Here is a 13,709-nt window from a genome sequence, read left to right on the forward strand (position 1 = left end):
TAGGGGATAGGTATCCTGGTGGTAAGGTGGAGAGGAGGGAGGTGGTGATAAGGGAGGATGAATTGAGGAAGGTTGGGCTGAGTATTGAGGATGTTAAGAAGGAGTGGCTGAAGGTGTATGATATGTATGTTGAGGAGGAGAGAAAAAGAGGGGAAACAGGGTTTGAGGATATTGAGAAAATAGAATATTTTGAGACAGTACCTAATCCACGCTTTTTAGGTGGAAGGACATACATGTTTGGTAAGAGACTGATGAGTAAATACCTCGACCAAGCAACTTTGAAAAAGATATTCCTACAAGAGGGAAAGGTAGGGGATCTGTTTATCGAGAAGGTATACTACTCTGAGAAGTACGGTGCTTTTTTAGTGCTCTGGAAAAGAGTTTTCGACGGATATATTCAGGAGGAGATTTTATGTTTGATGGATAATAGGCTTGATATAGTTTGGTTTCTGAATATTAGTCAGTTGTTAGGGGGGAGTATTACAGGGAGTATATTGTTTTACACTAAAGGAGGTGATATTGTGTTAAGAGGAAGGGATAATTTTTTGATTCTTAGAGACATTATTTACAAGTATTAGGGGGATGGGTGTTATGGGAGTAGTTAAGGTGTTAGGAGTGGTAGTATTCTGGGTGGTTTTTGGTAGACAGTAAAGGTAACTTTCTTAAGTTAACTTGAGGTATGAAAAAGTTAACAAATATAATTTTTGTCTGATTCATTTAGGAGGAGGATATGAGGAAGTTGTATGTAGTGCTGATGGTTATCTTTGTAGTAGGTAGTGTATGGGCTGAGTTTGAGAGGTATGTTATTGATACGAAGGTTGGGGCTGAGGAATTTGCAAATGTTGAAGTAGTAGAAGAGGTAAGTTCTAAGGCTGTTGGTTGCAGTGTTAGTTGGGTTCTTGAGGATACTGGAATTTATTTGCAAAACAGAGGAGTTTTTGGAATCCAGAGTGACTTAACTATTAGGGGAAGTAGATTTAATCAGACTTCTGTTGCAGTGAATGGTGTTGTAATGAATGATATACAGAGTGGGCACTTGAATCTTTCTCTTCCTATTACAATCTATGATGTGGGGGTTTTGGGTGTTCAGAAGTCTGGGAATTCTACTATCTACGGTAGTGATGCAATCGGTGGGGTTGTGGACTTTAAGTTTTGGGATGTTCCGGAGGAAAATGTGAAGATTAAGCTATATTCGGGTGATTATGGTCTTATTGGCAGTGTTGCTTCGGTCTCAAGGGGTTTTGGTCCTATAGGGATTAGGCTTTCGTTTGATAGAAAGAGAAGTGATGGATATAGGTTCAATACGGACTTTGATACTTGGATTGCAAACTTAACTTTACTTTCAAAATTTTATGGATTTGATGCTTTAGCTTTTGTTGGGCATCTTGAAAAGTTCTATGGAGCTAGTAAGTTTTATAGAACTGAGGCTAGGGAGAGAGAGATTGTCACTATGTCTATGTTTGCTCTTTCAAAAGATAACTTTAAGTTTAATGTGTTTTATAAAAGGAGTTTGGACAATTATACCGTTAATATAGTGGTTCCTAATTCTCAGGTGAATACTCACAATAAAGCTAGTGGCGGTGTAGATATTCAAAATACATTTAGTTTTGGAGACTTGGGCAATTTGTTTGTTAAGCTTGAAGGTAGGTGGAATGTAATAGACAGTGTTGCTGATATTGGTGGTGTTGTTACTAACCTTCTTGGTAATAGATATGACATACCATTTGCAGTTGTTGGTGAATATGGTATTATGCCCTTAGAAGCTCTTTCGCTTGCCTTGGGACTTAGAGCAGATTTTTGGTATGTTGGTGATAGGAGATACGGTATTATTCTCTCACCTTCGTTTAAGAGTTACTATTACCTACTACCATCTTTGAAAGTTTCGGGAAGTGCTAATAGATTTTTCAGGGTACCTACTTATGTGGAGTTGTATTACTACGATGGGGTAGCTTTTGGTAATACTAACCTTCTGCCAGAAGAGGGATGGAACTATGAGTTGAATCTTTCTTATTTCTTTGACAGGGGGAAGAAAACTTTTGCATACATTTCTGGTTTTTGGAGGGATAGCCTTAATGTTATAGATTTTGCTGATGATAAGACTATTCCTGGGATCAGGTATGAAGCTACGAACATAAGGTGGATCAGTGGTGGAGGCGTTGAAGTTGGTTTAAACTTTGATACCACTATGCTTCTAAATAATGATGGTAAGGTTAAAGTGTTCTACGCTTATGCAAAGTTTGATTCTGGTGTTCCTCTTAATTTCACTTTCAGGTATGATAAATACTTGGAGCATCAACTTAATGTCTCGGTTTTACAGAAGTTTGGAAGACTTGAGTTGTATCTTCTTACAAGTCTGAGGAATAGGTTTGAAGGAAGAGACAGTGCTGGTAATCTACTACCTTATACTACCTATACTCTTGTCAATGGTAGGTTGGCTTGGGAGGTTCTGAGTGGTTGTAAGGTTTTTGTTGAGGGATATAACTTAGGAGATGTAGGGTATGAGGACATAAGTGGTGTTAAGATGCCGGGAAGGTGGATATGGGCCGGGATGGAGTTTAATATGATGTAGATGGAGGTTACTGGGGTTTAGAGTTACTTTGAAAGAGTTTGCTTTAATGTTTTAAAATTAGCTTCTACCCTACTACTGGGGAAGAAAATGAAATTTCACATAAATTCAGATGTTCTTGGAAAATTGCTAAAGCCGGTTGTCAAAGCATCTTCTTCTAATAGGACTCTTCAGATTCTTAACCATATCCACTTTAGGGTTGGTGGCGGTGGAGTGGAAATAGTTGGAGCGAATCCTGAGTATACAGTTAGGGTTAAGGAATGGGCAGATGTTGAGTCTGAGGGAGAGTTTTTGGCATTAGGGGATAAGTTTTTTCAGATAGTGAAGGTGCTTCCACCTGATCTCGTAACAATAGAGCAGAGTGGCGAAGGAAGTATTTTAATAAGGTCCAGGAGTAAAGCTACAAGCTTTTTGCTCCAAACAGTGTCTGTTGAAGAGTATCCTAAGCAGATACTTGAAAGTATTGAGACATCTTACAACCTAGAGGTTTCTCAAGGTGAAATGAAAAAGATCGTTAGAAAGCTTATAAAGTTTTGTTCCGATAGTGATACATTACAGGCAGTTTTCACCGGTTTTCTGTTTGATTTGAGAGAAAATGGTAGGCTTGTTGTGGTTACTACTGATACCAAGAGAATGGGTGTGTTTTATTCTTCATACAGATCTGAGGATGGGTATAGAAACATTAAGTTTGTTGTTCCTTCGGATACTCTTGAGATACTTGAGGATGTGTTATCTGATGAAGGACCTTTGAAAGTAGGGATAAACTATGATGAAGAGCAAAGTGTAAGGAATGTTGTATTTACTACTCATTCGCTTACGATCTCCTCTTCGGTCATATCCGGCACTTTTCCAAACTATGAGGCGGTTATACCGGAAACTTTAGCTAACTATGCGATTATAAATAGGAAAGATCTTGAGGAAGCTATAAAGAGGGTTTCTGTGATTTCGGATAGGGAGAGTAATAGAGTGATATTTTCGTTTGATTCTGAGAAATTGACTGTAAAAACAGAGAACAGTATTTTAGGGCAAGCTAGCGAGGTTATTCCTTGTAGGTTTTTTGGAAACCCTGATTACGTGTGCTTTAATTACGAGTTCATACTTGACTACCTCTCTACCTTAGAAAGCGAAGAGTTTTACTGGGGCTTTAACCACTACGAACATGTAAACAAGTTCTGGTCTGAGAAGGAGAAGGAATTCATCCATGTTGCAATGCCTTTGAGGAGGGTGTGATGCCCGGGGTTGAGGCTTCTTCTCTCAGAAGAGGTCACATTATCTTGGTAGATGGGAAGTTTTTCATGGTTATTGACAATCAGCACATAAAGTTAGGCAGAGGGGGAGCAAACTCTAGGCTTAGGTTGAGGTCATTGGAGAGTGGTAATATAGTAGAGAAAACATTTGGTTCAGATACAATAATTGAGAAACCCGAAGTTGAAGTTAGGGAGATGAATGTAATTTACATTGATGAAGATAATGTCGGGGTTATGGATAGCGAAACCTATGAGCAGTACGATATTCCTAGAGCTACGGTAGGGGATAGTATTCTTTACCTAAAAGAAGGGGTTAATGTTATTGGATACATAAGTAGCGGGACTATAATAACAATCTTACCACCAGATTTTGTTGAGCTTAGGGTTGTTGAAACAGATCCTGGGCTTAGGGGAGATACGGTGAGTGGGGGATCTAAACCTGCTAAGCTTGAGACTGGGCTTGTGGTGCAGGTTCCGCTTTTCGTACAGATAGGAGATGTAGTTAAGGTTGATACTAGGGAGAATAGATATGTAGAGAGAGTGAAGTGATGTTTAGGAAGGTTGTTATTTTTATAGCGGGAAGGTATATAAACTTTTCTGGTAGGGATATAATATCAAAGATTTCGCTGGTTTCATTTTTGTCAGTTGTTGTGGGAGTTGCTACCTCAGTTGTTGTTCTTTCAATAACTAATGGATTTAGAGAGGACTTGAAGGACAAGATGATAGGTAAGGATGCCCACATTTTGGTCATAGGAAGGGGATTGGGAATAGAAAACTATGAGTTTTTGATCAATGACATTAGAGCAAATCTTAAGTGGGCTAAGGAAGTTGAACCTTACTACCAGGGACAAGGGTTACTCCGAAGATGGGGTGATAATATCCATGGAACTTTAGTAATGGGAGTGACAACTAACTCTATTAGAAGGTATAGTAGGTACTTTAAGTTGATTGATGGTAGCTATGAGCTTGGAGATGGTGAAATACTTCTTGGTGAGACACTTGCATACAACCTCAGGGCAAGAGTAGGTTCAGAAATAGAGGTTATCGTTAAACCACCTGTGGAGGGTGAGCTTCCTAGGATTAGAAAAGTCAGGGTTAAGGGAATTTTTTCTGCCGGTTATGGAGAGTATGATAGTATTTTGTCGGTTTTGCTCCTGAAAGATGCTCAGAAGTTGTATCAGGTTGGGAATATAGCTTACGGGGTAAGCATAATGGTTGATAATGTTGATAAGGTTAAGGAGTATAAGTATGCAATACTCAACCGTTATTCTGGTGCTTTCATTGTTCTAACTTGGCAAGAGACAAACAGGAATCTTTTTGAGGCGTTGCATAACCAGAAGACTGTGATGTTCTTGGTATTGTTCTTATTCTTCGTTGTAGTATCGTTTGGAATAATTGGAACTATGATGTCGCTTGCTCTGGACAAAAAATCAGAGATCGCCATCTTAAAGGCAATAGGCATGCATAGTAGAGATATACTTCAGATTTTTACAATAGCTGGAGCAGTTCTTGGAACTGTTGGTAGTTTTTTCGGTCTCTTGATAGGTGTATTTATCTCAATAAATCTTGAAGCTATAACATTGGGGATAGAGGATTTTGTAAATTATGTCCTCTTTAATCTTTCATATCCTGTTGCTAAGGTTGTGAACCCTTTTATCAGTTATCCGGAGAAGTTTGAGTTTTTTAAGAGCAATGTTTACTATATAAAGTCTTTCCCCACTAAGGTTGAGTTTGGAGATTTGATTTTGATCTCTTTGTTTGCAGTGAGTGTGTCGGTGTTTGCTTCTCTGATTCCAGCACTTAGAGCTTCAAAGTTAAAGCCTGCAGAAATTCTTAGAAATGAATAAAAGTCAGAGTATGGAAACAAACCTAGTTACCTGAGTTTTGTTTTCTCTTTTTCCAGTATTCAACTTGGTATATGTTGACATACTTTTGGTGTTCTTGATAGGTTCTGGAGAAAACATGAGTTCCATCATTTTTGGACACAAAGTATAGGTAGTCGGTATCGTAAGGCATAACTGCTGCCTTTAGTGATTCTAGTGAAGGGTTTGAGATAGGTGTCTTTGGTAGCCCTCTGCGGGTGTAGGTGTTGTATGGAGTATCATATTGTAGGTGCCACTTGTGCAGATTGTTGTTTTTCCACATATTAAGGTCCATAAGGCCGTATATTACCGTAGCACATGATGCTAGATGAATACCTCTATTTAGCCTATTGTGAAAAACCGAAGAAACAAGATACTTCTCATCTTTGGGTCTTCCTGCTTCTTTCTCTATTATTGATGCCAGTGTGACTGCCTGCTCAAAGGTTAGCCCAACTTTGCTTGCAAGGTAAGAGTATTCTTCTCTGTCTACGAGTTTAAAAAAGGTGTTGACAAATAGCTCAACTATTTTGTCAGGTTTATCTTTGTAGTAGAATGGAATGTAGTAGGTGGATGGGAATAGGAACCCCTCAAGTCTGTCAGATTTTATGTTATACTTTCTAAGAAGGTCTGGATTCTTTACTGCTTTTACTATTTCTCCTGGTTTGGTTAATTTTGCCTCGGCAAGGATTCTGTCAATATCGTAAGATGTTGCTCCTTCAGGGATCCTTACCTTTATGGTATAAATTTTCTCGTTTAGCAAAATGTCTATTATCTGAAATACATTCATTTTTGATGTTACTTTATAAGCTGAGGGGACGATCTTTTTTTCCAATCCTACGATTCGTGAAAGAAAGATAAATATTCTTCTGTCCTTAATGATTCCTTCATTCTCTAGTTTTTTCCCAATGCTGTGAAGGGTATCCCCCTTTTCAACTATCAAAATATACTCTTTGTATTCTCCGCTGGCTTCTTCAAACAAGAAAATGTAGGTTATTATTCCTGCAACTATAATTAAGGTCAAGAGAGAAAGAAGAAGAAAGATTTTCTGAAAAGGAGGATTGCGTTTGATCATAAGTATATTATAATGGATAATCCAAAAGTTTTCTACTTCATTTCGTTCCATGCTCAATGAGTTCCAAAATTTAACAACTAGTATGCTCCTTTCGTGGTTTCATCAAGACTGGGTAAATGCTTTTCTTGATGATCGCTCAAAAGCCTGGTATGAAGTGGAGTTTTGTAACTGACGAAAACTAGAGGAGATAAGTAAGGAAAGATTTGTAATTTTGCCTACTTGCCTAGTGGAGATTGGAATTTATTGAAAAATCCAGTTTTTCTGGAGGATTATCAAGTTTTATTGTGTTATGCTAGTTGCGGGCTGTTTGGAATTTGGTGTGGATTTTTATTATATTTTTTCCAAGGAAGTTGAGGATGGTGGTTACTCCTGAGGATATAAGGAAGGATTTTCCAATTTTTCAGAGGAGGGTTAGAGGCAAGGAACTGGTTTATCTTGATAATGCTGCAACTTCGCAGAAGCCTATTCAGGTGATTTCAAGAATTGAGAGTTACTATAAAACTCAGAATGCTAATATCCATAGAAGTATACACATATTAAGTTACGAATCTACTGTTGAGTATGAGGAGGCTCATAGGAAGGTTGCTAGGTTCATAAATGCTAGAAGTTGGCGTGAGGTAATTTTTGTAAGAAATGCTACTGAGGGGATAAATCTTGTTGCGTACGCTTATGGGTTGAATAAGCTTAGGGAAGGTGATGAGATAGTGTTAGCTATTTCGGAACATCATTCTAACTTAGTTCCGTGGCAATTTGTTTGTAGAAAAACTGGTGCAAGGCTGAGATTCATAGATGTTGATGAAGATTATAGACTAAAATTGGATGAATTTAAGCAAATTTTGTCTGAGAGAACAAAGATAGTTAGTATTGGTCATGTGTCAAACATAACGGGTGTGATAAATCCGATTAGGGAAGTAGTTTCCTTAGCCAAGGAAGTAGGAGCTTTGACGATTATTGATGGTGCTCAAGGACTTCCTCATCTTAAAGTAGATGTGCAGGATGTGGGGTGTGATTTTTACATAGCTACTGGTCATAAGATGTGTGGTCCTACGGGGATAGGTTTTGTATATGGTAAGGAGGAGATATTATCAGAAATGGAACCATTTCTATATGGTGGTGATATGATAGATACTGTTACGCTTGAGACAAGTACTTGGAATGAGCTTCCTTGGAAGTTTGAATCAGGGACTGCTAATATTGCTGGAGGTATTGGGCTTGGTGCTGCTGTTGACTACCTTGAGGGAATAACTATGACGGTTGTTGAGGAGATTGAGAGGGATCTTACCGAATATGCTTTGGATGTGCTTTTGGGGGTAGAAGGACTGAGACTGTTTGGTCCTAGGGATGTTAGAGATAGGATAGGGGTTTTTTCATTTATGCTGGATGGAATTCATCCGCATGATGTAGCACATATCCTTGACAGGGAAGGGATAGCCATAAGGTCTGGACATCACTGTGCTCAGCCTTTTCTTAATAGGATAGGTGCTGAAAGTGGAACGGCAAGAGTGAGTACTTATATATACAATACGAAGTCTGATATTGACAGGCTTGCTGAAGCTCTGGAAAAAGTTAAGAAGATTTTTAGAGTTTAGTAAAATTTTGGGTTTGTATGAGGGTTTAAAATTTTTGAAAGTTTTTACTAAGACGAAAATAGAAAGTATGGGTATGAGATACTGCTTAGTGATTGTATTACTTTTCATCACGGGGCTATTGGCTTACTCGGAAACGGTTAAGTTGAAGGAGATAGCTACTGTGTGTGTAGGAGAGGAATTGATTCAGGGTTATGGATTAGTTGTTGGGTTAAAGGGCACAGGTGATTCTACGAGGAATTACTCAACTGCAAAGACGATTTCAGATCACCTTAGGGAGTTTGGGTTAGATGTTGCTCCGACGAACTTTTTTGCTAGAAACTCTGCTTCTGTGGTTGTTTCTGCTAGAATTTCACGAAACCTGAGAGAAGGAGTTTCTTTTGATGTTAATGTTTCTTCTCTATTTGACGCAAGATCGTTGGAGGGAGGCTTTTTGTTGAAGACACCCTTGAAGGATAGTGAGGGGAGGATTGTAGGATTTGCTCAGGGAAATGTAACTACGCCTAAGGGAAGTGTAAGAACAACGGGTGTTGTTCCGAACGGAGGGATATTGGTCCTAGATCTTGGTTCGGAATTTGAGAATAGGGTTTTGAAAATATCTTTTGATAATGTTTCGCCTTCTACCGTGAATTTAGCTGTTAAATCACTTAGGGAAAAATTTAGTGGTTTGAATGTTCGGGTGGTAAATCTTTCTTGTCTGGAGGTAGAGGTGCCTGAGGAGTTTCAGGGGAATGAGTTTGAGTTTATAGCAAAACTTATGGAGACAGAGGTTGATGTATTGGAGGAGGCGTTTGTGGTTGTGGATCAAAAAAGTGCAACGGTAGTGATAACTGGAGATGTTAAACTTTATCCTGTAAGTGTCTCGTATAAGGGGATGAAGGTAATATCTTCAGAGTTTGGCACTTTTTTTGAAAGTGGCGAAATATATAGCATTCCGTCAACCAGTCTAAAGGGGTTTGTAGATGCTCTGTCAAAGATTGGTGTGAAGGCTGAGGATCTTATTCAGATACTTTTGTTAATGAGGGATGCTGGGGGAATAAAAGCAAGATTTATTGTGAAATAAGGAATTTCAACAAAGTCTAAAGCTTACGATTAAGTATAGTTTCTTTTTCTTTCTCTCGCAATCCCTGTCGGGACTGGGTGAATACTCTTCTTGATAAGCGTCTAGGAGATTTGGTGCAGGGTGAGGTTTGGGACTGAGGAGCGCTAAGACGAGTTGAGTAAGTAAGGAAAAGTTTGGAATCTTGTCTACTTGCCTTTTTCTAGAAAATTCTCAAGCTAATCCGATATTATACCTAGGAGATCTTTATGAGGGTGAGAGTTTTTGTGTACATAGTATTTATAATACTGCTGTTATTGGTTTCGCTAGAAGGTTTTTGTGATAGGTTGACGATTGTTACGCTTGATGGGTCTGTGATAAATGTGCCAATGAATCCTCAATATACTAATATCACGATAAGGATAAGGACGGAGTATGGTGAGCTTGGTTTCAATATAACTTCAATTCAAAAGATACTGTTGGTGACGAATAATATTCACAGTGTGCAAACATTTAAGGGGGAAGTGATTAGAGGGACAATAACTTCGCCTAATATAGTTGTTCCAACTAAATATGGTAGCTTAACGATTCCTCCTGGTGAGATAGGAAAGCTTATAGTAGTAGTTACTAACAAAAGCTTCTGATAGAGGGGAAGGATTTGGAGGGGATTATACCCCTCCTTTGTATTAATACTCAATGTCACTCATTCCAGGCTGATGTTGATCTTTTTTCTTTTCTGGTTTTTCCGCAACTAATGTTTCTGTTGTTAGTAGCAATGAAGCTACGCTTATTGCGTTTTGTATAGCAATTCTTACTACTTTAGCTGGGTCAATAACTCCATCTTTTGCAAGATCCTCAACCCATTTATCGGTTAAGGCGTTGTAACCGAAGCCAAACTTAGCATTCTTAACTTTTTCAACTGCTACTGCTCCATCTATACCAGCGTTTTCACAGATTTGCCTTAGAGGTTCTTCAAGGGATTTTTTAACGATCTCTATACCGATTTTTTCTTCAGGGAACTCAACTGTGATATCGTCCAGTTTATTAGCTAGGTATAAGTAGGTGACACCACCGCCTGGCACGATTCCTTCCTCAACTGCTGCTTTAGTGGCGTGCAATGCATCTTCAATTCTGGATTTTCTTTCTTTTACTTCTACTTCGGTAGCTCCACCAACCTTTATAACAGCTACGCCTCCAGAGAGTTTTGCTAGCCTTTCCTGTAATTTTTCTCTGTCATAGTCGGAGGTTGTTTCCTGGATTTGTTTCTTAATCTGAGCTATTCTTGCTTGGATGTCTTTTTGGCTTCCAGCCCCGTTTATGATGGTAGTGTTTTCTTTATCAACCTTAACTTTTTCTGCTCTTCCGAGCATGTCAATGGTGGTATTTTCCAGTTTCATACCTTTTTCTTCGGAGACAACCTGTCCACCTGTTAGGATAGCAATGTCTTCTAACATTGCTTTTCTTCTCTCTCCAAAGGCAGGAGCTTTAACTGCGACACTTAGTAGTCCGCCTCTTAGTTTATTGTAGATTAGGGTTGCGAGTGCTTCTCCTTCAACATCTTCAGCGATTATGAGCAAGGGTTTACCAGATTGAGCGATTTTTTCTAGAAGTGGAACAATCTCTCTTACGGAAGAAAGCTTTTTGTCGTAGATGAGGATGAATGGGTTTTCAAGCTCAGCAGTCATTGTTTCGGCGTTAGTTACCATGTAGGGTGAAATGTACCCTCTGTCAAACTGCATTCCTTCAACAACTTCAAGGGTGGTTTCTAAGGATTTACCTTCTTCAACCGTTATAACTCCATCTCTACCAACTTTTTCCATAGCTTGTGCGAGTAGTTCACCAACTTTGGTGTCGTTGTTAGCGGAGATTGTAGCAACATTCTTTATGTCTTCGCTAGACTGAACCTGTTTTGCTATTTTCTTTATCTCATCTGCGATCTTCTGTGAGGCTTTGTCAATGCCTCTTTTGATCATCATAGGATTGGTTCCTGCAGTGACGTTTTTGATACCTTCCTTTACAATAGCTAGGGTTAACAAGGTAGCGGTTGTCGTGCCGTCTCCAGCAACATCGTTTGTTTTTGTAGCAACTTCTTTTACAAGTTGTGCTGCCATGTTCTCGTAAGGATCTTCAAGTTCTATTTCTTTAGCTATTGTTACACCATCGTTACTTACAAGTGGGGCTCCAAATTTCCTCTCAAGTATTACATTTCTGCCCCTTGGACCTAAAGTTATCTTTACTGCATTAGCAAGTTTTTCAACTCCTCTTAAAAGAGATTGTCTTGCGTTTTCTCCAAAAGACATTATTTTTGCCATACTACACCTCCTAGGATGAAAACAGATAGGACTAAAAATTTGTATAAAAATATAACAAAAAAACCTTGCTTCGTCAATAAACCCTGTGAAAGTAGCTTTAGATTGTTTGTCAGAAGGCTTGGTGGTATTGTAGTTTGTGATGGTAAAGAGGATTTTTGTAATTTGCAATGGATAGATTTGTACATTTACCATATTAGTCCTTGGTTTGAGGGATGAGATGCTTGTAGTTCAGAAGTATGGTGGCACATCGGTAGGTAATGTTGAGAGAATAAAGAATGTAGCAAGAAAAGTTGCGAGAACCAAAGATCAGGGGCACGATGTTGTAGTTGTTGTTTCTGCTATGGGTGATACTACTGATGAGTTGATAGCATTAGCAGAGCAGATATCTAAAAATCCTCCGAAGAGAGAGTATGATCTTTTGTTATCAACTGGAGAGCAGGTTTCTATTGCTTTACTCTCAATAGCTTTGCATGAGCTTGGATACAAGTCTAAAGCGTTTACGGGTGCACAAGTAGGAATAATAACTACTTCAGATTATACTGAAGCAAAGATATTAGACATCAATACAACGAAGATAAAGAAAGAGTTGTCTGATGGTAAGATAGTAATTGTTGCTGGTTTTCAGGGAGTTACAGAAGATGGGGATATAACTACTCTTGGTAGAGGAGGATCTGACACTACTGCGGTGGCATTAGCTGCTGCACTGGGGGCAGATATCTGTGAGATATACACAGATGTGAAAGGTGTGTATACTGCTGATCCAAGGATTGTTAAGGACGCAAGAAAATTAGACTCTATCAATATAGATGAAGTTTTGGAGTTAGCAAGTGTTGGGGCGCAGGTATTGCATCCTAGGGCTGTAATATTTTCAAAAAAGTATAAGGTTCCATTAGTTGTAAGGTCATCTTTTGAAGATGACCCTGGAACAAAGATTGTGGAGGATTGTATGGAGGGATTGGTTGTTACTGGTGTTGCTGTGAAGACTGATGAGGCTAAAGTCACAGTTTTGGATGTTCCCGATGTTCCGGGAATTGCGGCAAGGCTTTTCTCAGAAGTGGCTAAGGAGAAGATAAATGTGAACATGATTGTGCAAGGGACTAGTAGAAACGGGCTAAGTGAGATAAATTTCACTATACCAAAGAAAGATTTGACAACTATTAAGAGTATTGAGGACAGGATAAAGGCATCCATAAAGTGCTCAAATATTCTCTATGATGATGATATAGCAATAGTGTCGGTTGTTGGCACAGGGATGAGAAGCCATTACGGTGTTGCAGCAACGGTGTTTGAAGTTCTAGCGAGTAGAGGAATAAATATAGAGATGATCTCAACTTCTGAGATAAAGATATCTGTTGTTGTGAGGAAAGACAGAGCAGAAGAATCTGCAAATGCCCTGCATTCCGCATTTAGACTTTCAGAGGTAGAGATAAAGACTGAGTGATTATAGGTATTTCCCAACGCCAATGTCGTTTTGCCTTATTCTCTTAGTGTAGGGTCTTATTTTCATAGCTTCTTCAGGAGTCAGTATATAGCAGTATTTACAACCTTTTATCACTACCTTGTCTCTAGGCTCAGCTTGAAAGATCTCTGCATATATTACATCCCTAGGACCTAACTTAGAACCACATACTGGACAGTGCCTAGGTTTAGTAGCATAATTCTTGTCTTCGTTTTCTTCATTGTGAGCTTCTCTCTTTCTACTAGACCTATCGTTACCTCCATAGCTTCTTAGGTTCATAAGTAGGAGGAATATTATGAGCCCTATTATTATTCCAATTATACTCCAAAGGATCATACATTAAAAATTTTTACTCACATACACAGATAAATTCAATCACAATTTACTCAAGCCAACAAATTCTGATTTCCACCTTTTGAAAGGTTAAAAGTAGTTAAGTTATGTTAACTTGTTTGGTGTTACCCAAAAGCCCAGCTTCCTATCCGGAAGACCAAAAATTACCCTCTTAGTTGTTTTTCCACTTGAGGGACTAAAAGAAACCCTAGGACCCATCACACTCCAAACAC

At 38.8% G+C, this 13,709-nt stretch carries 12 protein-coding genes; 9 read left to right on the forward strand and 3 right to left on the reverse strand.

Features of this window, described 5'->3' with window-relative positions:
* The 5 genes from ABDH28_00740 to ABDH28_00760 all read left to right on the forward strand — a co-directional run.
* Window positions 1-578: hypothetical protein (locus tag ABDH28_00740; GenBank protein ID MEN2997556.1), on the forward strand; the 578-nt coding region annotated here is incomplete at its 5' end.
* Between the two features lie 152 nt (window positions 579-730).
* Window positions 731-2,569, forward strand: a complete 1,839-nt coding sequence (locus ABDH28_00745; GenBank protein ID MEN2997557.1) for a TonB-dependent receptor — start codon at window positions 731-733, stop codon at window positions 2,567-2,569.
* Window positions 2,570-2,656: 87 nt separating this feature from the next.
* The gene (dnaN, locus tag ABDH28_00750) at window positions 2,657-3,796 is read left to right on the forward strand and encodes a DNA polymerase III subunit beta (GenBank protein ID MEN2997558.1); all 1,140 of its coding nucleotides are present in this window, start codon (window positions 2,657-2,659) and stop codon (window positions 3,794-3,796) included.
* Window positions 3,796-4,362: an elongation factor P gene (gene efp / locus ABDH28_00755; GenBank protein MEN2997559.1), complete on the forward strand. Its 567-nt coding sequence runs from the start codon at window positions 3,796-3,798 to the stop codon at window positions 4,360-4,362. The genes dnaN and efp overlap by 1 nt, the downstream gene beginning before the upstream one ends.
* Complete coding sequence (locus tag ABDH28_00760) at window positions 4,362-5,660, forward strand: ABC transporter permease (protein ID MEN2997560.1); 1,299 nt, start codon at window positions 4,362-4,364, stop codon at window positions 5,658-5,660. The genes efp and ABDH28_00760 overlap by 1 nt, the downstream gene beginning before the upstream one ends.
* Window positions 5,661-5,682: 22 nt before the next feature.
* Here ABDH28_00760 and mltG read toward each other — a convergent pair whose 3' ends face one another.
* Window positions 5,683-6,747: an endolytic transglycosylase MltG gene (mltG, locus tag ABDH28_00765; GenBank protein ID MEN2997561.1), complete on the reverse strand. Its 1,065-nt coding sequence runs from the start codon at window positions 6,745-6,747 to the stop codon at window positions 5,683-5,685.
* A 356-nt stretch (window positions 6,748-7,103) separates the two neighbouring features.
* On the opposite strand from mltG, the gene ABDH28_00770 reads away from it, so the two are divergent.
* The 3 genes from ABDH28_00770 to ABDH28_00780 all read left to right on the forward strand — a co-directional run bounded on the left by ABDH28_00770 (window position 7,104) and on the right by ABDH28_00780 (window position 10,016).
* Window positions 7,104-8,336: a cysteine desulfurase gene (locus tag ABDH28_00770; GenBank protein ID MEN2997562.1), complete on the forward strand. Its 1,233-nt coding sequence runs from the start codon at window positions 7,104-7,106 to the stop codon at window positions 8,334-8,336.
* A 67-nt stretch (window positions 8,337-8,403) separates the two neighbouring features.
* The gene (locus ABDH28_00775; protein MEN2997563.1) at window positions 8,404-9,396 is read left to right on the forward strand and encodes a flagellar basal body P-ring protein FlgI; all 993 of its coding nucleotides are present in this window, start codon (window positions 8,404-8,406) and stop codon (window positions 9,394-9,396) included.
* Window positions 9,397-9,641: 245 nt separating this feature from the next.
* Entirely contained in the window at window positions 9,642-10,016 is a 375-nt protein-coding gene (locus tag ABDH28_00780) for a hypothetical protein (GenBank protein MEN2997564.1), read from the forward strand.
* Between the two features lie 42 nt (window positions 10,017-10,058).
* On the opposite strand, the gene groL is transcribed toward ABDH28_00780, so the two are convergent.
* Window positions 10,059-11,684 (reverse strand): chaperonin GroEL, encoded by a 1,626-nt coding sequence (gene groL, locus ABDH28_00785; protein MEN2997565.1) that lies wholly within the window; start codon window positions 11,682-11,684, stop codon window positions 10,059-10,061.
* 217 nt (window positions 11,685-11,901) lie between these two features.
* On the opposite strand from groL, the gene ABDH28_00790 reads away from it, so the two are divergent.
* Window positions 11,902-13,125: an aspartate kinase gene (locus tag ABDH28_00790; protein MEN2997566.1), complete on the forward strand. Its 1,224-nt coding sequence runs from the start codon at window positions 11,902-11,904 to the stop codon at window positions 13,123-13,125.
* Here ABDH28_00790 and ABDH28_00795 read toward each other — a convergent pair whose 3' ends face one another.
* Window positions 13,126-13,479 (reverse strand): hypothetical protein, encoded by a 354-nt coding sequence (locus ABDH28_00795; protein ID MEN2997567.1) that lies wholly within the window; start codon window positions 13,477-13,479, stop codon window positions 13,126-13,128.
* Window positions 13,480-13,709: the final 230 nt, after the last annotated feature.

This window comes from Brevinematia bacterium, assembly GCA_039630355.1.
Lineage (GTDB): Bacteria > Spirochaetota > Brevinematia > DTOW01 > DTOW01 > SKYB106.